This is a genomic window from Nocardia sp. CNS-044 (assembly GCF_059570515.1).
This window is the reverse complement of sequence record NZ_JCANSX010000006.1, coordinates 1,220,677-1,243,943: the sequence shown is the minus strand read 5'-3', so window position 1 is coordinate 1,243,943 and position 23,267 is coordinate 1,220,677. Positions and strand designations below refer to the sequence as shown.

At 68.3% G+C, this 23,267-nt stretch carries 23 protein-coding genes; 14 read left to right on the top strand and 9 right to left on the bottom strand.

The genetic code is table 11. From position 1 onward, the window contains the following. Positions 1–2: 2 nt before the first annotated feature. From ccsB to T333_RS14185, 4 genes are all read left to right on the top strand, one after another. Positions 3–968, top strand: a complete 966-nt coding sequence (gene ccsB / locus T333_RS14200; RefSeq protein ID WP_354998885.1) for a c-type cytochrome biogenesis protein CcsB — start codon at positions 3–5, stop codon at positions 966–968. 459 nt (positions 969–1,427) lie between these two features. Next, entirely contained in the window at positions 1,428–2,087 is a 660-nt protein-coding gene (locus T333_RS14195) for a DUF8020 domain-containing protein (protein WP_354998888.1), read from the top strand. Positions 2,088–2,311: 224 nt separating this feature from the next. Then, the gene (purN, locus tag T333_RS14190; RefSeq protein ID WP_357251357.1) at positions 2,312–2,920 is read left to right on the top strand and encodes a phosphoribosylglycinamide formyltransferase; all 609 of its coding nucleotides are present in this window, start codon (positions 2,312–2,314) and stop codon (positions 2,918–2,920) included. Between the two features lie 121 nt (positions 2,921–3,041). Next, complete coding sequence (locus tag T333_RS14185; RefSeq protein WP_357251360.1) at positions 3,042–3,755, top strand: hypothetical protein; 714 nt, start codon at positions 3,042–3,044, stop codon at positions 3,753–3,755. A 150-nt stretch (positions 3,756–3,905) separates the two neighbouring features. On the opposite strand, the gene T333_RS14180 is transcribed toward T333_RS14185, so the two are convergent. Then, positions 3,906–4,106, bottom strand: a complete 201-nt coding sequence (locus tag T333_RS14180; RefSeq protein ID WP_354998891.1) for a hypothetical protein — start codon at positions 4,104–4,106, stop codon at positions 3,906–3,908. Positions 4,107–4,223: 117 nt separating this feature from the next. Further along, positions 4,224–4,436 carry a BldC family transcriptional regulator gene (locus T333_RS14175; RefSeq protein ID WP_067792165.1) on the bottom strand — a complete coding sequence of 71 codons (213 nt, stop codon included), beginning with the start codon at positions 4,434–4,436 and terminating at the stop codon, positions 4,224–4,226. Between the two features lie 184 nt (positions 4,437–4,620). Between T333_RS14175 and T333_RS14170 the strand changes: the two genes are divergently transcribed. Then, complete coding sequence (locus tag T333_RS14170; RefSeq protein WP_354998892.1) at positions 4,621–4,968, top strand: DUF4229 domain-containing protein; 348 nt, start codon at positions 4,621–4,623, stop codon at positions 4,966–4,968. Next, positions 4,965–6,050 carry an L-cysteine desulfhydrase Cds1 gene (gene cds1, locus T333_RS14165; RefSeq protein WP_357251364.1) on the top strand — a complete coding sequence of 362 codons (1,086 nt, stop codon included), beginning with the start codon at positions 4,965–4,967 and terminating at the stop codon, positions 6,048–6,050. Before T333_RS14170 ends, cds1 begins: the two co-directional genes overlap by 4 nt. Positions 6,051–6,095: 45 nt before the next feature. On the opposite strand, the gene T333_RS14160 is transcribed toward cds1, so the two are convergent. Beyond that, entirely contained in the window at positions 6,096–8,702 is a 2,607-nt protein-coding gene (locus tag T333_RS14160; RefSeq protein WP_357251367.1) for a tyrosinase family protein, read from the bottom strand. Positions 8,703–8,947: 245 nt separating this feature from the next. Between T333_RS14160 and T333_RS14155 the strand changes: the two genes are divergently transcribed. From T333_RS14155 to T333_RS14145, 3 genes are read left to right on the top strand one after another with little or no spacing between them, the layout of a single operon-like run. Next, positions 8,948–9,166 (top strand): hypothetical protein, encoded by a 219-nt coding sequence (locus T333_RS14155; RefSeq protein ID WP_067792172.1) that lies wholly within the window; start codon positions 8,948–8,950, stop codon positions 9,164–9,166. After that, positions 9,166–9,744: a Clp protease N-terminal domain-containing protein gene (locus T333_RS14150; protein WP_496424676.1), complete on the top strand. Its 579-nt coding sequence runs from the start codon at positions 9,166–9,168 to the stop codon at positions 9,742–9,744. The genes T333_RS14155 and T333_RS14150 overlap by 1 nt, the downstream gene beginning before the upstream one ends. A gap of 59 nt (positions 9,745–9,803) precedes the next feature. Continuing rightward, complete coding sequence (locus T333_RS14145; protein WP_496424675.1) at positions 9,804–10,196, top strand: phage holin family protein; 393 nt, start codon at positions 9,804–9,806, stop codon at positions 10,194–10,196. Positions 10,197–10,258: 62 nt separating this feature from the next. Here T333_RS14145 and T333_RS14140 read toward each other — a convergent pair whose 3' ends face one another. Both T333_RS14140 and T333_RS14135 read right to left on the bottom strand, forming a co-directional pair. Beyond that, positions 10,259–11,221 (bottom strand): NAD(P)-dependent alcohol dehydrogenase, encoded by a 963-nt coding sequence (locus T333_RS14140; RefSeq protein ID WP_496424798.1) that lies wholly within the window; start codon positions 11,219–11,221, stop codon positions 10,259–10,261. 40 nt (positions 11,222–11,261) lie between these two features. Continuing rightward, positions 11,262–12,200: an oxidoreductase gene (locus T333_RS14135; RefSeq protein ID WP_496424674.1), complete on the bottom strand. Its 939-nt coding sequence runs from the start codon at positions 12,198–12,200 to the stop codon at positions 11,262–11,264. Positions 12,201–12,478: 278 nt separating this feature from the next. Between T333_RS14135 and T333_RS14130 the strand changes: the two genes are divergently transcribed. Both T333_RS14130 and T333_RS14125 read left to right on the top strand, forming a co-directional pair. Beyond that, complete coding sequence (locus T333_RS14130) at positions 12,479–13,459, top strand: ATP-binding cassette domain-containing protein (protein WP_496424673.1); 981 nt, start codon at positions 12,479–12,481, stop codon at positions 13,457–13,459. Continuing rightward, the gene (locus T333_RS14125) at positions 13,456–14,292 is read left to right on the top strand and encodes an ABC transporter permease (protein WP_496424672.1); all 837 of its coding nucleotides are present in this window, start codon (positions 13,456–13,458) and stop codon (positions 14,290–14,292) included. The genes T333_RS14130 and T333_RS14125 overlap by 4 nt, the downstream gene beginning before the upstream one ends. Positions 14,293–14,391: 99 nt before the next feature. Here T333_RS14125 and T333_RS14120 read toward each other — a convergent pair whose 3' ends face one another. Then, on the bottom strand, positions 14,392–17,721 hold the full coding sequence (locus tag T333_RS14120; protein ID WP_496424671.1) for an AfsR/SARP family transcriptional regulator: 3,330 nt from the start codon (positions 17,719–17,721) through the stop codon (positions 14,392–14,394). A gap of 221 nt (positions 17,722–17,942) precedes the next feature. Here T333_RS14120 and T333_RS14115 point away from each other — a divergent pair, with 221 nt between their 5' ends. Both T333_RS14115 and T333_RS14110 read left to right on the top strand, forming a co-directional pair. After that, on the top strand, positions 17,943–18,401 hold the full coding sequence (locus T333_RS14115; RefSeq protein WP_354998900.1) for an SRPBCC family protein: 459 nt from the start codon (positions 17,943–17,945) through the stop codon (positions 18,399–18,401). 58 nt (positions 18,402–18,459) lie between these two features. Continuing rightward, complete coding sequence (locus T333_RS14110) at positions 18,460–19,329, top strand: 1,4-dihydroxy-2-naphthoate polyprenyltransferase (RefSeq protein ID WP_357251387.1); 870 nt, start codon at positions 18,460–18,462, stop codon at positions 19,327–19,329. Positions 19,330–19,590: 261 nt separating this feature from the next. Here the strand turns inward: T333_RS14110 and menE are convergent, their stop codons facing one another. The 3 genes from menE to T333_RS14095 form a co-directional block, all read right to left on the bottom strand. Further along, complete coding sequence (menE, locus tag T333_RS14105) at positions 19,591–20,724, bottom strand: o-succinylbenzoate--CoA ligase (protein WP_496424797.1); 1,134 nt, start codon at positions 20,722–20,724, stop codon at positions 19,591–19,593. A gap of 319 nt (positions 20,725–21,043) precedes the next feature. Further along, a complete protein-coding gene (locus tag T333_RS14100; protein WP_354998902.1) occupies positions 21,044–21,436 on the bottom strand; it encodes a VOC family protein in 393 nt (130 codons plus the stop codon). A 17-nt stretch (positions 21,437–21,453) separates the two neighbouring features. Beyond that, positions 21,454–22,347: a 1,4-dihydroxy-2-naphthoyl-CoA synthase gene (locus T333_RS14095; protein ID WP_354998903.1), complete on the bottom strand. Its 894-nt coding sequence runs from the start codon at positions 22,345–22,347 to the stop codon at positions 21,454–21,456. Between the two features lie 102 nt (positions 22,348–22,449). Between T333_RS14095 and T333_RS14090 the strand changes: the two genes are divergently transcribed. Beyond that, on the top strand, positions 22,450–23,175 hold the full coding sequence (locus tag T333_RS14090) for a PaaI family thioesterase (RefSeq protein ID WP_357251394.1): 726 nt from the start codon (positions 22,450–22,452) through the stop codon (positions 23,173–23,175). Positions 23,176–23,267 lie beyond the last annotated feature (92 nt).

The following is a 23,267-nucleotide window of genomic DNA, read 5'->3' as shown; positions in this document are numbered from 1 at the left end:
CCATGCCGATCGACGAGACCCTCGCCGGGTACAGCAACCTCGCCTTCAAGTCGGCGTTCGTCATCTACGTGCTCGCGCTCGGCCTGCTGATCGCGCAGTACGCGTCGGTGCAGACGCGCAAGGCCGAGGCGCGCGAACTCGTCACCGTCGGCGGCGGAGCGGGCCCCGGCGTCCCCGGCAAGGTGGCGCCGCCGCCGCGCCGCTCGCGCGCCGAACAGTTCGGCAACATGGCGTTCGCCGTGCTGCTCGTCGGCATCTTCTCGCATTTGGCCTCGATCGTGTTGCGCGGCTTCGCGACCCACCGCTTCCCGCTCGGCAACATGTACGAGTTCATCACGATGGCGTGCGCGGCGGCGCTGATCGTCGGGCTCGGATTCCTGTACGAGCAGAAGTTCCGCGCCATGTGGGTGTTCCTGCTCGCGCCGGTGCTCGTCCTGATGTTCCTGGCCGGGCAGGTGCTCTACGCCGACGCCGCTCCGGTGGTGCCCGCCCTGAAGTCGTTCTGGCTGCCCATCCACGTCACCGTGGTGAGCGTCGGCAGCGGCATCTTCCTGCTCTCCGGCGTCGCGAGCCTGCTCTTCCTGTACCGGATCCGCCAGCCCGAGGGCCAGGAGTCCGACAACCTCCTCGGCAAGATCGCCCGCAGGCTGCCCGACGCCCGCGCCCTCGACCGCCTCGCCTACAAGACCACCATCATCGGCTTCCCGCTCTTCGGCGCGGGCGTCATCCTCGGCGCTGTCTGGGCCGAAGCCGCCTGGGGTCGCTTCTGGGGCTGGGACCCCAAGGAAACCTGCTCCTTCATCGCCTGGGTCCTCTACGCCGCCTACCTGCATGCCCGCGCCACCTCCGGCTGGCGCGACACCAAAGCGGCCTGGATCAACGTCGCCGGTTTCGTCGCGATGCTGTTCAACCTCTTCATCATCAACATCGTCATCTCGGGTCTGCACTCGTACGCCGGTTTGAACTGACCGGAATCGCCTAGCGCCCGTCGGAAGACGGGCACTATCGGCGTGCTCTCAGGCCGACCGAAATGACTGGAATCGGCGTGATCTGGGCAGTGGCTGATCCGGTTTCGCGCGGGCTGCTGGAAGCTGCCGAGATGTGCGGGTGGACGGTGAACGCACTGGGTGTCAGCGACCTGCTCACCCTTGCGGTGGTTCGTCTGGGCCAGCGGAAATGCGTGAGATGGCGGCGGTCGCCGTGTATCGCGGCAGCGGCGGTGACGGAATGCGCTCGGAAATTGCCGGGAATGCGCGCGACCCTCAAAAACCTTGCCCCCCAATCGGTTCCCTATTGTTCACAATCTCACAAGAGTTGCCTCGCCGATCTTGGAACGGCTACCAATAGGGCGTTCACATCGCACGACACGACGTTCGATTCGTCCACGTGGGGGGTGGGTCGGGGGTTGGGAGGGAGAAATGATTTCAATGTTGCACAACGCTGCACTGCGGGTCGGTCGGAAGGCGCTCATCGGTGCGCTGCCGCTGGTCGTGGCGACCACGTTCGCGGGCGCCGGAGCCGCGTCGGCCGACAATCACGCCGATCAGCAGGCGCGGTTGGCCGCGGCGATCTCGACGTCGGGCACGGCGGGGGAGCTGGGCTACCGCACCACCGTGGCGCCGGATCTGAGCACCGTCTCCGCCACGCTGGACGCGGGGACGTTCCAGCTCGGTGAGTCCTCGATCAAGGTCGTGGACAAGGCGGGCGCGGCGGTCAGCGAGCTTCCGCTCGAGCTGGCCACGCCGTCCGGCACCAAGATCGAGCTGGACGCCGCGGTTTCCGAAGACGGCCACACCCTGTCGGTGAAGACCCCCGAGGTCTCGGCCGCGACGGGCGCCGAGCTGAAGGACATCGCGACCAACCCGCACGCGCAGTACCCGGACCCGGTCCAGAACGGTGCGGCCGCGGGCGCGGGCGTCGGTGCGGTCCTCGCCCTGATCACCTGCGTCCCGACCCTGGCGATCTTCGTCGTCGGCTACGCGCTGTGCGCCGTGGTCGGCGTGGTGACCACCGGCGTCATGGGCGCCATCATCGGCGCGCTCGTCGGTACGGCCATGCCCGACGTCATCCCGCAGGTCCTGCCCTGACAACCAGCGACTGACCTGCTGAACTGAAATCCGAGAAAGGCACTGCGGCGGACCCGATCCGCCCCAGTGCCTTTCTTTTCGCGTCGAGAAGGCCGATACGCGGGACACCGGCTCGATATCGAGAAGCCGTTCCCCATCGCCTTCGATCCCGCCGAACTGCTGGACGTCGAGCAGGACCGGTAGCGGACCTGTGGCCAGGCGCTGCCGTGTGCGAGACTGCGGATATGGCGAGGGTTCGGGTTGCGGTGTTGGCGTCGGGCAGGGGATCGAATTTGCGGGCGCTGCACGAGGCTTCGCTCGAGGGGGACGCGCGGTTCGCGGTGAGTCTGGTGATCGGGAACAACGGTGGGTCCGGGGCGTTGGCGTATGCGCGGGAGGTCGGGATTCCGGCGGTGCACCTGTCCGGGCGCACGCATCCGGATCCGGACGAATTGGATGAGGCGATGCGGGCGGCGCTCGTCGCGCACGGTACCGGGCTGGTCGTGACGGCGGGCTATATGAAGAAGCTCGGGCCGCGGACGCGCCGGGAGTTCGACTCGCGCATCATCAACGTCCATCCGGCGCTGCTGCCGCGGCACGGCGGAAAAGGCATGTACGGCAACGCTGTACACGAGGCCGTGCTCGCCGCGGGCGACCAGGTGTCGGGCGCGACGGTGCACTTCGTGACCGAGGAGTACGACACGGGCGCGATCATCGCGCAGAGCGAAGTGCCGGTGCTGCCGGACGACACGGCCGAGTCGCTTGCCGAGCGAGTATTGGCCGCCGAACATCTGCTGCTTCCGACCGTTGTGCAGATCATCGCGACTCGTAACGCCGCACCCGCCGAACTCTGACGAGACCACGCGGCGCGGATCTGACCGCGAGCCTCGAATCACCCCGCGACACATGGCTTCTCGGGCAACGTGCCTGTCGAGACGACCGAAGAATCGGCTCCGCTGTGGCAGGATCGGCCGGGTGAGTGGGGAGAACGCCTTGGGGGCGGAACAGTCTTGGCCCGATCGGTGGCGATGGGACGAGAAGCGGGAGCGGGACTACCGACGACGCGGCTGGGCGGGCGTTCGGGTGGAGGACATCGAGCACGACGGCCTGCGGGAATCGGGGCTGCTTCTGGCATTCGGAAAGACGCACAAAATCGTCGGCGTGCTGGCGGCGATTCTGGGCATGGTTCTGCTCGCGGCCGCCGGAGGGAACGCGGTAGCCGCGGTCGTCGAGCGCACCTGGGTCGGCCTGGGTGCTTTGGTGGTCGTCGGCCCGCTGGGCGTGGTGGCGCTGCTGTCGGCGTACCTGATTCTGCGCGGACGCCGCGGGGTGGTCCCCGGAGTGCTCGTCACGCCGACCCGAATCCTGCACCGCGACAACGCGGGCGACGTCGTCGCGATCCCTTGGCACGACGTCTCCGCAATCGAGCCGCGAATCCTGAAGCAGGGCGGAAGCCGCTACGCGAACCTCATCGCGATCGAAGCGCACCCGACCGCACCGGTCTGGGAGTCCGTCAACCCGACCCTCCGGCGGCTGGCGCGCAGGCGCGACGATTCCGCCCTCTTGAAGGTGCAGGACAACGCTCTGCTGATGAACCCGCTGATCGCGTACCACCTGCTGCGGCACTATCTGGCGAACCCCGAGCAGCGTCGGGATATCTGCCACGCAGCACCGGTCGATCAGCCCTGACACCGCACATCCTGCGAACCCCGCGCGTTTCCGGATGGCGGCGACAGGGGAGCAGAACCATGCGCCGAAGCGCGACGGTGGGGGCCGTTGTCTCGGGGGGTGAACAAGCCAACCGGGCGCGCGACTACCGCCCCCTCGGCACCGACCAGGTCAGCGCTCGGTGGTGCCGTCGCTGTCGGGATGCTCCTGCCGCGAGATCCGCCAGAGGAACTCGGGATCGTCGTCGGGTCCGAGAATCCGCTTCCGCTGGGGTGAACGTGGATTCAGTCCACTCTCCCGCACGGGGCCGAACGCCTTCCAGCACAACACCGCGACAGCCACTATGGCGATGAGTGCCAACAGGTACGTCACGTTCGCTCACCTCCTGCTATCGAGGGTAGCCGCGCGCGACGTCGGAGCACACCGCGGAGACGAAATACCTCGACATGACCGGGCGCGGGCATCGACGCCCGCGCCTCGGTCGGTCGTTCAGCGGGTGGGGGTTGCTTCCGTGGTCAGCGACTTCAGCAGCTGGAGAACCTCGGATTCCCGGAATCGGCGGTGCCCGCCCGGAGTGCGCAGCGAGCCGAGGCGCCCGGCGTGGGCCCAGCGGGTGACGGTCTTCGGGTCGACGTGGAACAGGGCAGCCACTTGGCCGGGTGTCAGCAGAGTGTCCTGGCCGCCGACGGTGATCGCAGTCATAGCAAACCTCTCCGTTCTCGACAGTTCCCTCATCAGATGAGCGCCATCGTTGCACCCCGACCCCTAGGTACGCGAACCACCTACAGTTGGTAAAGGCGAAGTAATGGACAAAACGGATCGTCGTCCGGCCTCGGGAACGGGTGTGGGCCGAGGGCGGGCAACAGCTTCGCATACGCTGGTTCTCGTGAGCGACTCCCCTCGTCCGGACGGTGCATCGTCCCAGTCCACCGCGCGTCCCGGCCGCAGACTGGCCGTGAACCTGGCGCTGTACACCCTGGCCAGGCTGGCGCTGGTCGCGGCGATCACCGCGCTGATCTGGCTGGCCGCTGACCTGATCTCGGTGGAGATCCCGATCGTCGTCGCGGCGCTGTTCGCGCTGATCATCGCGATGCCGCTGTCGCTGACGCTGTTCAAGAAGCTGCGCGCCAAGGTCAACGAGGACATCGCGGTGGTCGACGAGAAGCGCCGCAGGGACAAGGCGCAGCTGCGGGCGCGCCTACGGGGTGAGGACGGGCCCGAGGCGGGCAAGTGAAGTACTGCGATCGCAGCACCCCGCGCGACTGGGTCGACAACGCGGTGCGGCTGATCGACGCCGACGCGCAACGCTCCGCCGACACGCATCTGCTTCGCTACCCGTTGCCGGTCGAGTGGAACATCCAGCTCTACCTCAAGGACGAGTCCACCCACATCACCGGCAGCCTCAAGCACCGCCTGGCCCGCTCGCTGTTCCTCTACGCGATCTGCAACGGCTGGGTTACCGAGGGAACCACGGTGGTAGAGGCGTCCTCCGGTTCGACCGCGGTGAGCGAGGCCTATTTCGCCAAGCTGCTCGGGCTGGATTTCGTCGCGGTGATGCCCGCGAGCACGTCGCCGCAGAAGATCGCGCTGATCGAAGCGCAGGGCGGCCGTTGCCATTTCGTGCAGCGCCCGCCGGACATGTACACCGAGGCGGCGCGCTTGGCCGCCGAATGCGGCGGCCACTACATGGACCAGTTCACCCACGCCGAGCGCGCCACCGACTGGCGCGGCAACAACAACATCGCCGAATCCATCTTCGAGCAGATGATCCTGGAGACGCACCCCGTGCCCGAGTGGATCGTGGCGGGCGCGGGCACCGGCGGCACCAGCGCCACCATCGGCCGCTACATCCGCTACCGCAGGCACGCCACCAAGCTCGCCGTGGTCGATCCGGAGAACTCCGCCTTCTACGGCGGCTACGAGACCGGCGACGCGGGATATCAGACGGGCATGCCCTCGCGGATCGAGGGCATCGGCCGCCCGCGGGTGGAGCCCTCCTTCGTCGGGCAGGTGGTGGACCGGATGATCGAGGTTCCCGACGTCGCCTCCATCGCCGCCATGCGGCATGGCAGCCGGGTGCTCGGCCGCCGCGTCGGTGGGTCGACCGGCACCAATCTGTGGGGCGTGTTCCATCTGATCGCGGAGATGCTCGCCTCGGGACGCAGCGGCAGCGTGGTCACTCTGCTGTGTGATGGTGGGGATCGTTACGCGGGAACGTATTTCGACGACGAGTGGGTCACCGCGCAGGGCATGAGCCTGGCCGAGCCGACCGCCGTCCTCGATGAGTTCCATGCCACCGGCATCTGGAACGGTTAGGCGCGGTGGGCGACCCGGCTTGTGCGCCGCGGATACCGGGTCGGGTCATCGATGACGTTGCTTGACGCAGCCGCACAGGCGGCCAACCACCCTCGCGATCAGTGCGCACGGGTCGCAGTCCGTAGTCGGCGGCGGCTGAGGTAGCGAATCACCTCGGTTCCACACGCCGAGCGTCCTCAACTCTTCCCGGGTGAACGGTTCTCCGCGCAGAGTGCTGCCTTTCGCGCGGACGAGGACTCGATACACGCCGACGTTCAGCGCCTCCGTGTCGCCGCCGTAGACGCCGTCGCCGTTCCCGCGCAAGCGGAGGGTGCTGTTCGATCCGTCGGGTCGGGTGAGGACTGCCTCGACCACCGCGGCGTGTCCGAGCGGGATGCCCGCATCGCTAAGGGTCGCGGTGATCGTCGCGTGGGATCCCGGTCGCCGTGATGTCCGAGCTACCGCGATGTCCAACCGGAGTGCGCTGCGGGCCTGCACGCTCAGCGTGAACGGCAGACCGTGCGCCAGCGCCGTCTCCAGCCATCGATCGAGATCGGTACTCCTGACCTTCAGATGCGCCCTCCAGCGGCCTGCGCCCGCCGTCGGCCTGCCTGGGACGGGAACGATTCCGCGCAGGACCGTGTGGCTGACATCGCGGACCTCGACCGCGCCGTTGGTGCCGTCCACGATCGATCCATCGGGAGCCTCCAAGCTCAGTTCGATGGCCCTGGCCGCAGGGCTCAGGAGAATGACATCGGTTCGGACGTCGGACGCGGTCACATCGTAGGGAACGACGGCTTCACCGTCGATCGGGACGAAGCCAGCCGGATCGACGATGATCGTTCCATTGGTCACGCCCGCGAGCACCTGGGCGAAGTACTTTTGCAGCAGAGTCTGATCGTCCGGCCCTGGATTACCGGTGAGTAGCAGATAACCCCCGGTTCCGCTGACCAGATCATCGAGCGCGCCGGGATTCAGCTCATCGGCGGTGCCGAGGCCGATCGCGAAGATGCGCTCGCCAAGCAGATCTCCGACCTCCGATATCCGCTTCGACGCGGTCTCGTGGCCGTCGGTGAACACGACCATGGCCTTGCGCGGTATCGATGCGGGCGTTCCCGAGAGCTGTGCGGACGCGGCCTCGACACCGTCACCGATCGCCGTCAGACCTGCGGGATCGGTAGAGTGGGCAGCGATCTTGTCGAGCGCCTCGTTGCGGCCTGCCCCGCCGATCTGTGGACCAGCGACCTGGATCGTTCCCTCGGCTATCGCGTCCGTGTCGAAGCGAACGATGCCGATCCCATCGTCGTCATCGAGCAAGTGCACGTACAACGGTGCCGCGGTCTTCAGGATTTCGAGCCGACTCTGCCCCGGTATCCCGGAGGGTTCGTCCATGCTCCCAGAGCGGTCCAGTACGAGCGATGTCGCGACGGTCGGCCGTGCGATGACCGTCGCTTGGATCGACACCGTGAAGCTGTCTCCCGACTCCGGCACCGTGACCTGTAGTGATCCGGTCGCGCTCGATCCAGCTGGTCCGGGCGCGAAGATGACCCACACCAACACGTCCTCGACTCCGAAGGCGTCGACGTCGGGTGAACGCACGACCGCCGAGGAAAGGGTGAACGCGGGATCCCCGCCGAGGATGGCATTGCATGTGACGGTTCGGCATCCGCGAACCCGCAACCGCAGCGCTCGTGCTGTCGGTAGCTCCTCGAACACGTCGACGAAACGTATCGGCTGGCCCGGAATCGGGGCCACCTGCTCCACGGTCAGCGGCAGGGTGTCGTAGCACGGTGGCGCTACGACCGACGGGTGCCTGCAGTTCTTGACCTCGATCTCGGAGGAATCACCCGTCCACGGCGGAATCGCGGCACCGAATTCCACCGTGCCGTCCCACGGCTGAAGACTGTGCAGAACCCCCGTGCTGTTACTGGTGTTCGACTGATCGCCGTACACCAGGTCGGGATCGAGGCGCCAGTCCTGACCGGAAGCGGTCTGCCACATAGCCCAGAGCCGGTCGACGTTCGAGTGGATGAGGAAGACGAACGGATCCTCGAACGCGGTGTGCGCAAAGCCGATGTTGCTGCCCGCGCCGAAGAAGGTGTGCGCGGTGTTGTGCGAACCCTCCAGCGTGACACGGAACTGTGCCCACTGTTGATCCTGCGGCGCTCCGTCGGCGCCCGTGATGATCGTGCTGTCCGCCGCGACTCCGGGCGCGCCCAGGGCGCAGTCGCGGCGGATCACCTGTGGTGGATCCGCCGGGTTCCCGGTGTCACCGCGGCTCCCCGCCTCCACATCGTTGTTGTGCAGCGAACCGAGCGTTCCGGCGACGATACCGCCGGCCGTTCCCATCTCGGCGTCCGTCATCAGATCTTGCGGCGCGCCCGCAGCGTTCGGTGTCGCCCGCGGGTCTGTCGTCCAGTCCCAGTAGTGCAGCGCGATGTCGGGATCGACCTGCTGAAGGAGCCGCTCGAATCGGTTGCACAGCTCGCGATGCCAGGGGATGAACGAGTTGCCGCCGTGGTTATGGGTGCTCTGGTGGATCTGATCCTGCTTGTCCCAGTAGGACACCCCGTCGCTGTAGGTGCGCAGATCGATCTGGCGCACTACGTCGGCGAAATGTTCGCGCTCCGCGGCGGTCAGATGCGCAAGGTTTCGGCGTACCGGTCGAGCCATTCCCGATCCTCCTCTCGCGGGCAAGGCGTGGAGTACGACCGCGACTCGCTCGACGGCGCGGGCACGGTCCTCGGCGCCCGAACCACATCGTGACACCGTGCATGTGCGAGGTCGTGAGTACCGCACTACTCGATTCCCCCGATTCGAGGGTCTCGGCGTCCGCACCGCGAGCGCGCGACCCGGACAAGGGCGACTGTGTCAATTTTTGTTGACACATGCCCCTCGCGTCAATCAAAATTGACGACATGACTGAGGCAACCACCCTGGCGGCCGCCGCGGGCAGTCCCGACCCCAAGGTCGGGCTGCGCGCCGTGCTCGCGCTGCGTCGGCTGCTCGAACGGCTGGAGGCGATCCAGGTGACCAACGCCCGCGCGCAGGGCTGGTCCTGGCAGGCGATCGCCGACGCGCTCGAGGTCAGCAAGCAGGCGGTCCACCAGAAGTACAACCGGAAAGGCAGGGGCTGATGTTCGAACGGTTCAGCAGGGCGGCGCGGACGGCCGTGGTGATCGCGCAGGAAGACGCCCGCGAGCTGCGGTCGCCGAACATCGAGGTCGAGCACGTGCTGCTCGGTTTGCTCGCGCAGGGCGAACCGGAGCTCAAGGCGCTGCTCGCCGAGGCCGGGCTCACCCACGAGAGTGCGTTGAACGCGTTGAACGCGAAGGGGCGCGGCGAGCCGCTCGGCCCCGAGGACGCGGAGGCGCTGCGCTCGATCGGCATCGACCTCGACGCGGTCCGCGAATCACTGGAGGCGGGCTTCGGCGCGGACGCGCTGGACCGGCCGATCCCGGAGGAGCGGCGCGGCTTCTTCGGGCGTTCCCTGTGGAGCGGCAACCACATCCCGTTCACCAAGGACGCCAAGAAGGTGCTCGAGCTCTCGTTGCGAGAAGCCTTGGCGCGCAAGGACAAGAGCATCGAGTCGGGGCACGTGCTGCTCGGCATCCTGCGCGCGCCGAATCAGACCACGGTCGGCCTGTTCGGCGGTTCCGGTCCGATCCAGGACCTGCGACCGAAGGTGCACGCGCTGCTCGACCGGGCCGCCTGAGGCATCGCGAAATCGGTTTCTCCCCAGCGGCGGCCGGTGCGCGCACTTAGCATGTGCGCATGCAGCTTGTGCTTCGGTTGATCATCAACGCGGTCGCCATCTGGTTGGCCGCCGCCTGGGTGAGCGGTATCGACATCCTCAGCCCCGAGGAGAACGGCACCGCGGGGAAGGTCGTCGTCGCGCTCGTCATCGCGGCCATCTTCACGGTGGTGAACGCGTTGGTGAAGCCGCTGGTGAAGTTGCTCGCGCTGCCGCTGATCATGCTGACCCTCGGCCTGTTCCTGCTGCTGATCAACGCCCTCATGCTCTGGCTCACCGCGGAGATCACCGAACTCGCCGAGAATGCCGATTTCGGCCTACAGGTCAACGGATTCTGGGCCGCGGTGCTCGGCGGCATCATCATCTCGCTGGTGAACTGGGTGCTCGGCGTCCTCGTCCCCGACAACGACTGATCCCGCGACCCGATGTTTCGGCACCAAGCGCACTACGCAAAGGCGCTGTGCTGGGCCGGATCTCAGGGCTCCAGGATCAGCTTGCCGGTCATCCGGCTGGTCCGGCTGAGCCGGTGCGCCTCCTCGGCGCTGGTGAGCGGCAGCTTCTGAGCGACGGCTACCCGCAATTCGCCTGCGGCGACCGCGGCCACCAGTGGTTCCAGTCGCTCGCCGGTGGGCTTGCCCAGGATGGTTTTGGACTTGAACGGCGACACCAGCATTTGCACAACGGCGGCGGGGCTGTCGCCGGCCACCATGATGTGGCGCCCGCGCGCGGACAGGAGGGCTCGGCAGTCGGCGCCGGAGTAGCTGCCCACGCAGTCGACGACTAGGTGGAAGGGTGCGTGCGCCCTGGCTTGGGCGAGCGCATCGCCCTGGGTGTAGTCGAGGACCACGTCGGCCCCGAGACCGGCGACCATCTCCACGTTCTTCGTCGAGCAGACACCGGCAACGAAGGCGCCCTCCGATTCGGCGAGCTGCACCGCCAGCTGACCTACGCCACCGGAGGCGCCCAGCACCAGCACTCGGCGGTCGGCGGGCCGCACCTCGCGAATGCGGCCCAGGTCGATCACCGCCATCCGGGCGGTGACGCCGCTGATGGGCAGGGCGGCGGCCTCGGCGATGTCCACCGAATCGGGGACACGGCAGAGCTGGTCCTCGCGGACCAGCACCGTGTCGGCGTAAGAGCCGCGCTGGCCGCGCGAGAAGTTGGTGCCGCCCACCACCCGATCGCCCGGGACGGCCCGCGTCACGCCCGGGCCGACGGCCTCGACGACCCCGGCGAAGTCCACCCCCACCACGACCGGTGGCTTCGGTCCCAGCAGGCGGGCCGCCAGCCACAGGGGACCGTAGCTACGCATCTTCCAGTCGACCGGATTGACCCCGATGGCTTGGACCCGCACCCGGACCTCGTGCTTACGCGGCTCGGGTGTGGGCAGTTCCAGGAGTTCCAGCGGCTCTCCGGCCTTCCAGGTTCGCTGCGCCATGGCTTTCACGCCACTGAGCGTAGGGAATCCCCCGTGAGAGTCACCTACTCGCCGAGGTGGACACGTCGATCGGCACTCCGGTCTCACGCTCGGAGACCTCCCACAGCTTGGCGATGGCGCCGCTCATGCCGATTTTGCGGAGGATCGGTTTGCGCACAGGCGGCCCGTTGTTGACGAACAGCGGACCGTAGAACTCACCGCCGTTCGCGGCCGGGTCCGTCGCGGCGCGCAGCTGCGGCAGCGCCCCGTCGGGCGCGGACATACCGGTGTGCACAGCGGCCCAGCGACTGAACCGCTGCGTCGCGCCGCCACCGGATTCCTGCACGCTGACTGCTTGGAGGTTGGTGTTCGACAGGCCCGGGTGCGCGATGAGGCTCGCCGCGCCCACGCCCGCCCGCTCGAACTCGCGCTGTAGTCCCAGGCCGAAATGAAAGTTCGCGAGCTTGGCCTGGCCATACGCGCGCCACGGCCCGTACCGACCTTCGAGGTGCGGATTGGCCGGATCTACGGCACGGCCCATGTGATGGGCCGTGCTCGTCACGGTCACGACCCGAGCGTGCGCGCCGCGCAGCAGCGCGGGCATCAGCAGCGCGGTCAGGGTCCAATGCCCCAGATGGTCCACACCGAACTGCATCTCGAAACCGTCGACGGTCTTCGCCTCGCCGGTCGCCATCACTCCCGCGTTGTTGATCAGCAGGTCGATGCGCGGATGTGCGCCGAGGATCTGTTCGCTCGCCGTGTGGACGGATGCCTGCGCGGAGAGATCGAGCGCCACCAGCTCGAGGGAGGCGTCCGGCGTCGTCGCGCGGATGCTTTCGATCGCGGTCGCGGCCTTGTTCTGATTGCGCACAGCCATCACGACATGCGCGCCCTTCGCCGCCAGTTGCCGCGCCGTCTCCAGCCCGAGCCCACTGTTGGCCCCGGTCACCACCGCTTTCCGGCCACGCTGATCAGGGATGTCGGTTGTATTCCAGAACATCGCGAACCTCCTGGCCGAAGGGTTCGTTCGGCAACGAAATCTACCAAAACGAGCTCGGGAGAAGTCGGCTTCGAGCGGAGAGGTCATCGATGCGCCGCGGGATCGGCCGCATCGTTCGTCTCGAGCCGCGGCCGGGCGAATCGTCACCAGCCCCGGCGGGCCATGGGCAATTGGCAGGTGCCGATGAGGCGCGGATGAAAGCCGTGGCGGCGTGCTGCAAGAATGCGCGCAATCGTGGTGCAAGGGTGGTGCAAGCGTGGGGCGACAGAGTTCGGGGTATGAAATCTTTCGCACCACATGCGGCGCTCGCTGTCGAGGCGGACGCTCTGGTCAAGGTGTTCGGGGAGCAGCGGGCCGTGGACGGGGTGAGCCTGGCGGTGCCGCAGGGCTCGGTGTACGGGGTCCTCGGGCCGAACGGCGCGGGCAAGACCACGACCATCCGGATGCTCTCGACGCTGCTGCGGCCCGACGGCGGACGGGCCAGGATCTTCGGCCACGACGTGGTCGCCGAGCCGACCGCGGTCCGGTCGCTGCTCGGGCTCACCGGCCAGTACGCCTCGGTCGACGAGGATCTGACCGCCACCGAGAACCTGTTCGTCTTCTCTCGCCTGCTCGGCCTGAGCCGGGCCGAATCCCGGCGTAGGGCAGGCGAACTGCTCGAGGAGTTCGACCTCACCGCGGCGGCGGACAAGCCGCTGAAGAACTTCTCCGGCGGTATGCGCCGCCGCCTCGACCTCGCGGCCAGCCTGATCGCCACCCCGCCGCTGCTGTTCCTCGACGAACCCACCACCGGCCTCGATCCGCGCACCCGCGCGCAGATGTGGGACACCATCCGCCGTCTGGTCCGCGAGGGCGCGACGGTCCTGCTGACCACCCAGTACCTGGACGAGGCCGATCAGCTGGCCGACCGGATCGCCGTGATCGACCGCGGCAAGGTGATCGCCGACGGCACCGCCGACGAACTCAAGGCCTCCGTCGGCGGCTCTTCGCTGCATCTGACGCTGGTCGATCGGGGCCAGCTCGCCGAAGCTCGCCGCATCGTCGGCGATTTCCTCGGCGTCGACGCCCAGATCACCCCGGAGGCAGGCCGTCTCACCGCGCCGCTCCCGGACGCGAGCGTCACCACCGACCTGCTGATCCGGCTGCGCGAATGGGAAGTCGCGATCGATGAGATCACGGTGAGCAAGCCGAGCCTGGACGAGGTCTTCCTGACCATCACCGGCCACCCGGCCGACGACGACGAACGGAGCGCGGCATGACGACACTGACCGCACCACCGACCGACCACACCGCAGCGCTGATCCGGATCCCCGAGGCGCACAACCGAATCGGCATCCGCCAGACGGTATCCACCTCGCTGACCATGGCCTACCGCGGCATCCTCAAGATCAAGCACAAGCCCGAGCAGCTGTTCGACGTGACCGTCCAGCCGATCCTGTTCACGGCGCTGTTCACCTACATCTTCGGCGGCGCCATCGCGGGCAACGTGCACGACTACCTGCCGATTCTGATCCCGGGCATCCTGGTGCAGACCGTGGTGCTCACCTCCGTGGTGACCGGCACTCAGTTGCGCGAGGACATGGACAAGGGCGTCTTCGACCGCTTCAAATCCCTTCCGATCGCGCGCATCTCGGCGCTGGCCGGTGCGCTGATCGCCGACATGGTGCGCTACGGCATCGCCACCGTGCTCACCGTGATCGTCGGCCTGTGCCTGGGTTACCGTCCCGGCGGCGGGGTGCTCGGCGTGCTGGTCGCCACGGTGGTCATCGTGCTGTGCTCGTTCGCGATCAGCTGGATCTGGGCGCTGGTCGGCGTCACCGGCAAGAGCGCTGCCTCGGTGCAGGGCATTTCGATGATGGTGATGTTCCCGCTGACCTTCATGTCCGGCGCGTTCGCCTTGGTGAGCACGATGCCGGGCTGGATGCAGGCGATCAATCACGCGAACCCGGTGTACTACATGGTGAACGCGGCCCGAGAGTTGATGAACGGCAATGTGTACAGCAGCAACCTGGCGTGGTCGTTGGTCGGCTCGGTGGTGGTGATCGCGATCTTCGCGCCGCTGACGGTCAAGGCGTACATGCGCAGGGCATGATCGACGCCCGCGGGCCGGAACTCCTCGAAAGGGGTTCCGGCCCTTGCACCTACCTCCGCCTTCGCTGCGATGCGCGGTTCGCGGACCGACTTGTGACTTCTAAGCGTCCAGCGTTCCGCTGAACTCTCGCAGCAGCGCGATAATCCGTGCGGCTCCGATCCTGCGGCGCATTCCGGCGGCCGAGCCGAGGGCGGCGCTCAATCGCTCCGCGCCGACCCGCGGCTTGTGCAGGTCCAGGTGTCGTTGCACCACCATCGACGGATAATCCTGCCGGGCAACGACCTTCGCGGAGAGCGCGAGCAGTTCGATGCCGAGGTCGGAGCCCGGATCGATGGCGAGTAGATACGAGCCGACCCCGCAGGCCACCGCGCCGATCTGCGGCAAGTCGTAGAGCTGGGCGAGGCGGCACGCCGCGCCCGCGGCCAATTCGGCGGTGAGCTCCGTCGCGGCGTCGACACGTCTGTGGAGCACGTGCGCGGCGACCATGGCGCCGGCCAACATCAGCCCGCCGGGTCCAGGCGTCAGCTCGTCCTCGGGCCAGCCCAACAATTCGAGCGACCGCCGGTAGTACCGCATGCCGGAATCGATATCGCCTTCGGCGAGCGCGAGTTCCGCGACTCCGGCCGACACCGTGGCCAGCCGGTGATTGCGCCGGACGTTCGGATCGTCGAGCGGCGCGAGATGGGCCGGATCGTCGGAAGATCCAAGCGCGAAGGACAATTCCACGCGCGCCTGATCCACCTGGCCGATGCCGATCAGCGCGACCGCGAGGTAGCTGCGAATCTCCACGATCTCCTCGTGCGCGCGCAGGGTGCGCAGCGCTTCGACGGCACGGCGGTAATAGTTCACCGACTCCGCGTAGCGTGCCCTCTGACCGCCGAGTTGACCGAGGTGCTGGCAGACCATCGCCGTGCCCCACAGATCGGCGGGCTCGACAAGCCGCAATGCGCCGAGCGCGTCGCGCGCCGACCCGTGCACGTCGCCCGCGTTCTCCCGGATGTTCGCCCGCGCGATGAGGGCGGCCGTCCGTACGTCGGGATCGGGCGAACGCGCGCCTTCGGCGAGCTTGCGTGCCACACCCTTTCCCGAGACGTCCGCGACGAGCAGGTCGCCGAGGAGGCGCAGCCCGGGATTCATGTCCACCGCGGTACCAAGCAGCGCGCGGGCCCGCGCGCGCACCGCCGCCAGCGGGCGCAGGCTGGAGTTCAGGTAGATCATGTGCAGCCCGATCACCACGCCCGCCAGCATCCGTAGATCCGCGACGACACCGCGCGCGGGGAGTGGTTCGGGCGTGAGGCGCAACACGCGCGGCGCCCACGACGTCAACTCCAGGTGCGCACCGCGAATCATCCACAGCATCGCGGCGACCGGAAACACCCGATACACCGTCGCGGAATCGCCCCGGTCCAGCGCGTACCGCAGCACGGCGGTGAGATTGTCCAGTTCGGCGGCGACCGACAGCACCGCGCTCACCTGCTCGTCGGTGCGGTAGCGCCGGGCGGCCGTCACCGCGTATTCGGACGCCCAGTGCGACATGCGCCGCATCACCAGCTCGCCCTCGTCCACGGCGGTCAGCTGTTCCTCGCCGAATTCCCGGACGGTCTCCAGCATGCGATAGCGCGTGCCGTCCTCGTCCTCGAGCACGGTGAGCAGCGACTGGCCGACCAGACCGTCCACCGCGGCCGCCACGTCGCCAACGTCCGGTCCGCCCGCTACCGACTCCGCCGCGGAGAGCGTGAAACCCGCTGGGAATCGGCACATTCGGCGCAGCGTCGCCTGCTGCGGCGGATCCAGCAGGTTCCAGCTCCACGCGATCACCGCGTGCAGCGTGCGGTGGCGTTCCGGTGAGGAGCGGTCACCACCGCGCAGCAGCGCGAACCGGTGCTCCAACCGGGATTCGATCTCTTCCACACTCATGGTTCGAGCGCGAGCCGCGGCCAATTCGATGGCCAGCGGCAGGCCGTCGAGCATCGCGCACAGCCTGGCGACGGCGTCCGGATCCAAGCGAACCGTCGGACGCACCGCGCGGGCCCGCGCGCTGAACAGATCGGTGGCGGGCGAGCCCGCGGCGTCGATGGCCAAGGGCGCCAGGGGATAGACGCTCTCGGCGCTGATGGCCAGCGGGGCGCGGCTGGTGGTCAGTACCGTCAGCTGCTCGCAGCCGCCGATCAAGTCGGCGACGACCTCGGCCACGGCATCGATGAGATGTTCGCAGTTGTCCAGGATCAGTAGCATCGGTCGGGCCGACAGCGCGTCGCGCAGTCGCTGACCGGCGTCGATTCGTCCTGGCCGCAACAGTCCCGGCTCGCGCACCACCTCGCCGATACCGAGCGTCGTACTGATCGCGGACTCGATGTCGGCGCGCGCGTCCGCGACGGAGGTCGACCGCACCGAGGCGAGTTCGACGAGCACCACGGATCCGTGCCGCGCCACCCTGGCCCCGATTTCATTGGCCACCCGCGTCTTTCCGGTGCCGCCCGTTCCGAGGACGGTGACCACGCGGGCGGCGCGCAGCAGTTCGACCAGTGCGTCGAGATCGGTGTCCCTGCCCAGCAGTGCGTTCGGCGCGGCGCGCAAGCCGATCGCCTCGCGCGGCGTGTCGGTGCGGAGCTGCGTATGGGTCGTGATCGTGTTCGGTGCCGGGAGCACGGCAGCGACGGAATCGCCCGCACCGTCCGACCCGATCGCGGCCGGACCGCCGAGGACCGCACCGCGCAGGATTGCGGTGTTCAACTCGACCAGCGCCCGGCCAGGATCGGCGCCGAGCTGATCGGCCAGGCGGGTGCGGAAAGCCGCGAAAGATTCCAGCGCCTCGTTCGACCGATCGGCCCTTGCCAGCAGACGCATGAGGTTCAGCTGGGCGGATTCGTCGAAAGGTTCGGCGGCGCAGCGGCGGCGCGCGAGGTCCAATGCGCCGCGAATGTCGCCGCCGGATTCGCGCGCGGTCAGTTCGATCGCGTCCAGTTCGGTAGCCAGCGAACCCGCGGTCCGGCGTAGTTCCTCCGCGAGTTCGCCTGGGGCCAGATCCGCCGCGGGCTCGCCGCGCCACAGCTCTCGTGCCGTGCGCACGGAATCGAGGCAGGCGGCGAAGTCCGCGGCCGCGAGCGCTCGACGGGCGCGGGTCAGCAATTCGCCGCCGAGCGTCAGGTCGACTTGTTCCGGCGCGAAGGTGAGGCGGTAGCCCGCGGGGCCGATCTCCAGCGCGCCGTCGGGCAGCGCCGAGCGCAGCCGGGAGACCTGGGTGTGCAGCGCGTTCATCGGCGAACGCGGCGGCTGCTCGGCCCACACGTCCTCGATCAGCGCCGGTGCGCTGCGGCTGCGGCCCGGTCGCAGCGCGAGCGCGGTGAGCAGCAGGCGGGAGCGGGTGCCGGGTACGGGTGTGAGCGCGTCGTCGCGGCGCAGGGCGACCTCGCCGAGGAGGGCCACCACGACCGATGCGCCGCTTGGCGTAGCGAGGGGATTCGGGCCGTCAGGGCCGCGCCGATCTGGAAACATGCCGTGGTCATCGTATGCGAGCGCCCCGTCGAGGCCGACATCGTTTTCCGGTACCCCATGCGCAGGAGTGTCGCTATCTGTACCTCGCGCACGTGCTCAGGCCCTGCGCGGTCTGTCGGCGGGCTACGTCCAGCAGCGCGCACTACTCTGTCCGCATGGCTGACTTCGAAGTGGTCCGGCGCATAGTCATCTCGGCCCCGCCCGCGCGCATCCACGCGCTCATCGACAACTTCCGGGAGTGGACCAAGTGGTCCCCGTGGGAGGACCTCGACCCGCAGCTACAGCGCACCTACTCCGGCGCGGAATCCGGCGTCGGCGCGCACTACGCCTGGAGCGGCAACCGCAAGGCGGGCGCGGGCAGCATGGAGCTGGTCGCCGACGACGAACGCGAGATCGGGGTCCGGCTCGAGTTCCTCAAGCCCTTCAAGGCGACCAACGACGTCGTCTTCGAGCTGAACCCGACCGAGACCGGCGCCACCGAGGTGGTGTGGCGGATGAGCGGTCAGCAGCAGGGCCTGATGGCGCTGCTCGGCAAGGTGATCTCGATGGACCGGCTGGTCGGCAAGGACTTCGACAAGGGACTCACCCGGTTGAAGGCCACGGCCGAAGCCTGAGCGGCCGGGCGCGGGCTGTCGACGGGCCACGCCCGACCCCGCCGACTAGGCTGCTTTCATGGCTACAGCAGCGCAATGGATCGAGGGCGCACGGCCCCGCACCCTGCCGAACGCTATCGCTCCGGTCATCGCGGGCACCGGGGCCGCGGCCTCGCTCGACGCCGCGGTGTGGTGGAAAGCCGTTCTGGCGCTGCTGGTCTCGCTGGCGCTGATCATCGGCGTCAACTACGCCAACGATTACTCCGACGGCATCAGGGGAACCGACGACGAGCGCGTCGGCCCGTTGCGGCTGGTCGGGTCGAAGCTCGCCTCGCCCGCCGCCGTCAAGAACGCCGCGATCCTGAGCCTGGCGATCGGCGCCGTCCTCGGCCTGGTCTTGGTGGCGACTACGGCCTGGTGGCTGCTGCTGGTCGGCTTGGCCTGCCTGGCGGGCGCCTGGTTCTACACCGGCGGCAGCAAGCCTTACGGCTACAGCGGTTTCGGCGAGCTCGCGGTGTTCGTGTTCTTCGGGTTGGTGGCCGTGCTCGGCACCGAGTTCGTGCAGGCCGAGCGGGTCGACTGGGTCGGTGCGGCGCTCGCGGTGGCGGTCGGCTCGTTCTCCAGCGCGGTGCTGGTGGCCAACAACTTGCGCGACATCCCCACCGACACCGAGTCCGGAAAGACCACGCTCGCGGTCAAACTCGGTGATCCGCGCACCCGCACCCTGCACCTCGCGCTGCTCGCGGTGCCGTTCGTGGTCACCCTGCTGCTGGTGATCCGCACTCCGTTCGCCCTGGTCGGCTTGTTGGCCGTCCCGCTCGCGGTGCGCGCCAACGCGCCCGTGCGCTCGGGCGGCAACGGCCTGGAACTCATTCCGGCACTGCGCGATTCCGGCCTCGCCCTGCTGGCCTGGTCGACGCTGACGGCGCTGGCTCTCGGCTTCGCCTGAACCGAGGGTGGGGCTGCGATATCGCCACCCCGGCCGAATACGGCAGCATCGTGCTCGCGGTACGCAACATTCGCGTCCAGACCGATGTGGGCAACCCATGCCACGTTGCGAACCGCGTCGCCACCGTGCTGTTCAAATCGCTGCCCTGACCTGCCCCTCTCCCACAGCGGCAGTCACTCCCTTGTCGCTGGGCAGAGAGGCCGACCTCCTCCACGTACGCCTCGCAGGTTTCCTCGCGCTGCGAGGCGTACGAAGAGGACCTCAGTTGGGGGACTGAGCGATCAACAGCTGACGAAGCTTCGCCCGATTGGGCTTCCCCGGTCCGTGCAGCGGCAGTTCGTCCAGCAGCGCCAACTCGCGGGGCGCGGCGATGGCGTCGAGTTCACGGACGACGTGGTCGCGCAACTCCTCGAGTGTCGGTGTCGCGCCTGCCGTGGGCACCACCGCGACCGCCACGCGCTGGCCGAGCCGCTCGTCGGGCAGGCCGAGCACCACGCACTCGCTGATGGACGGATGGGTGACCAGCACGGCCTCCACCACCTGCGGGATGACCAGCAACCCGCCCGTCATGATGGCCTCGTCCAGCCGTCCGGTGATGTGCAGGACGCCGTTCTCGAAAGTGCCCGCGTCCTCGGTGCGGAACCAACCGGGTTCGGCGAAGGCGGGATGGTCTGGCTGGCCGCGGTAGCCGCGGGCGATCATGGCGCCGCCGAGCAGGACGCGGCCGTCCTCGATGCGCACCTCGGCACCCTCCAGCGGCACGCCATCGTAGACGCAGCCGCCACAGGTCTCGCTCATGCCGTAGGTGCGAACGACGTTGATACCGGCCGCTTTCGCGCGCTCGTAGACCGGAACCGGGGTGGCCGCGCCGCCGACGAGCACCGCGTCGAGTTCGGCGAGCGCCTCGGCCGCGCCGGGCGCGTCGAGAGCCTTGATGAGCTGGGTCGGCACCAGGGCGGTGTAGCGGCGCGAGCCGCGCATGCCCGCCACCGCGCCGGCCAGCGCTTCGGGCAGGAAACCGCCGGAGACGTCGAGCACGGTGGGTTCGGTGCCCGCCAGGATGCTGCGCAAGAGCACCTGGATACCGGCGATGTGGTGGGTGGGCAGCGCGAGCAGCCAGGCTCCCGGGCCGCCGAGCCGGTCGTGGGTCGCGGTGCCGCTGGCGCGCAAGGCGGAGGCGCTGAGCATCGCGCCCTTGGGCACGCCGGTGGTGCCGGAGGTGGTGACCACCAGCGCCACGTCGTCGTCGATCGTCTCGCCGGGCGAGAGCGCGTCGCTGAGCCGACGGGCCTCCCTGCGGTCGCTGGTCGGAATGGGCAGCCACGCGGGGCCGTTGCCTTCCAGCGCTTCTCGCAGATGCGGCAGCACGTCGCCCAGGCCGGATCCGGTGGGCATCGGCAGCGTCCGCAGCGTATTGGTCACGACCGCACCTCGCCGTCGCTCGGTTCCATCACGACAGCGATCGTGTCATGCCCGCGCCGCCGCGCGCGGAACGGGTCGGTTTGCTGGGGCGGCGCGCGCGGAGTGCGGCCGCCCCGAAGGAATGGGGCTCGGATAGGCCAGACATCGAGACTGCGATTCACTCGTCGGACGGGACGCGGACGGCACTCGCCCGGACATCGGCGGCCGGGCGGCCGTCAGAGCGCTATCGTCCTCGCCGGGACAGCCCTTGGCAACTCGGCATTCGGACCCCGGTCCGCTCGCGACGCCGCGATCAGTCGTCCGACCAGCGGGAATCCCGGCGAATCGGATGTTCTGGCGGAATCTCCACGAGCACGATCGGCACGCCGTCCGGGTCCCGTATCCACATTTCGATCAGGCCCCACGGCTCCCGCTCGGGCGCCCGATCGATGGGAATTCCCTTCAGCGCGAGCTCGACCGCGGCATTGGAGACATCGCGCACCTGCAACCAGATCGCGCCGTTGAAAGCCGTCGAGGTACCGGCCCCGCCGTGCCCCGCGACCTCGACCAGCGACTGTCCAGCGAAGAAAACGGTTCCACCTGGATATTCCCTGGCGATCGCGAGACCGAGCCCGTCGCGATAGAACTCGAGCGTTTTCGCGTAGTTCCCGGGCCGCAGAATCACCCTGCTGCTGAGGATTTCCATGTGGGCCAGTCCCTTCGTCAGAAGTACCAGGGGTAGGGCGTCCAGTCCGGCTTGCGCTTCTCCAGGAACGCGTCGCGGCCTTCGACGGCTTCGTCGGTCATGTACGCCATGCGGGTGGCTTCGCCCGCGAACAGCTGCTGGCCGACCAGCCCGTCGTCGAGCAGGTTGAACGCGTACTTGAGCATGCGCTGGGCCTGCGGGGACTTGCCGTTGATGTCGGCGGTCCACTCCAGCGCGACGTCCTCGAGCTCGGCGTGGTCGACGACCTTGTTGACCGCGCCCATCTGGTGCATTTCCTCGGCGGTGTAGGGGCGGCCGAGGAAGAAGATCTCGCGGGCGAACTTCTGGCCCACCATCTTGGCCAGGTACGCGCTGCCGTAGCCGCCGTCGAAGCTGCCCACGTCGGCGTCGGTCTGCTTGAACCTGGCGTGCTCGCGGCTGGCCAGGGTCAGGTCGCAGACCACGTGCAGGCTGTGTCCTCCGCCCGCGGCCCAGCCGTTGACCAGGGCGATGACGACCTTGGGCATGAAGCGGATCAGGCGCTGCACCTCCAGGATGTGCAACCTGCCCGCGCGCGCCTGGTCGACGGTGTCGGCGGTATCGCCGCTGGCGTACTGGTAACCGCTGCGGCCGCGGATGCGCTGGTCGCCGCCGGAGCAGAAGGCCCAGCCGCCGTCCTTGGGGCTCGGGCCGTTGCCGGTGATCAGGACCGCGCCGACGTCGGAGGTCATCCGCGCGTGGTCGAGCACCCGGTAGAGCTCGTCGACGGTGTGCGGGCGAAATGCGTTGCGCACCTCGGGGCGATCGAACGCCACCCGCACCGTGCCCTGCTCGATATGGCGGTGGTAGGTGATGTCGGTCAGGTTCTCGAATCCGGGGACCGGTCGCCACAGCTTGGGATTGAACGTCACGCTTGTGATTATTGCCCGCGGCCGAAGATCCGGTGCCAGCGACTTCGGTGCGTTGCGGCGTCGAGGACTTGACGGTGTAAAACTACGCGTTACCGTGCAGGTATGAGCGAGCGTGTGAAACCTGTTCCAGATAGTGCCGCGGCCGCAGCCGAATCGGGTGCGCAGCGTTCCAACGGGACGGCGATCCGCCCGCGCATCGATCGCAGCGCGGTGGACGAGAACCGGTACGAGAAGCACGGCGGCTTCCCGAAGGTGTCCCGCGCGCAGATCGGTTCGAATTTCGGGCCTTTCGTCGACACCATGCGGACCTTGCAGGATCTGGCGGTTTCCGTCGACGCGCCGGACGAAGTGTTCGGCGAAGCGCTGGCCAAGGCCAAGGAACTCGCCGAGCTGCTCGAGCCGTATCGCGCACCGGAATTGCAGGGTCCGGCCGGACGCGCGGTGGAGCTGCCCGGACGCGGCAGCCTGTTGTTGCTGCCCTGGCAGGTGGTCTCGGCCGGGCCGGACGGCATCACCATGACGGGCGAGTTCCGCCGATTCCACCTCGGCGGCAACGGCGCCGCGCACGGCGGCGTGCTTCCGCTGCTGTTCGACGACCTGCTCGGCATGATCGTGCACTACGCGGGCAGGCCGATCAGCCGCACGGCCTACCTGCACGTCAACTACCGCAAGGTAACTCCGCTGGAGCGGACGCTGACGGTGTGCGGACGCGTCGACCGCATCGAGGGCCGCAAGACCTTCATCACCGCCGAATTACGCGATGAGCAGGGCGATTTGCTCGCTGATTGTGAAGGGCTGATGGTCCAGTTGCTGCCATGGCAGCCGTGAGCGAGCGTCGGCGAGCGAACCGGCGCCAGCGAGGAGGAGTCGTGAGCGGAAGTAGCTCGTGTGACCGCGCGCACCAGTGCGTATAGTGGCGT